At 35.8% G+C, this 232-nt stretch carries 1 tRNA gene; it reads left to right on the top strand.

Annotation, left to right across the window (positions count from 1 at the left end):
* Positions 1 to 74 (top strand) — tRNA-Ala (locus Q0762_RS13970).
* The last annotated feature ends 158 nt before the right edge of the window (positions 75 to 232 follow it).

Below are 232 nucleotides of genomic sequence, written 5' to 3'. Positions count from 1 at the left end.
GGGGGATTAGCTCAGTTGGCTAGAGCGCTTGCCTTGCACGCAAGAGGTCATCGGTTCGACTCCGATATTCTCCACAAAATTAGTAAACAGTGTGATAGTTTACAGTAAGCAGTTTGATTGCTAACTGAATACTATCTTTACTGCAAGCTGAATAAAAGTTCATTGACATATTGGTAAAATGATATCGTAAGAATCAAAAAGATAGAGAACAAATAGATATTTATATCTATTA

Source organism: uncultured Polaribacter sp. (assembly GCF_947495205.1).
GTDB lineage: Bacteria > Bacteroidota > Bacteroidia > Flavobacteriales > Flavobacteriaceae > Polaribacter.
The sequence above is the reverse complement of the archived record's forward strand: the minus strand, read 5'-3'. Positions and strand labels throughout refer to the sequence as shown.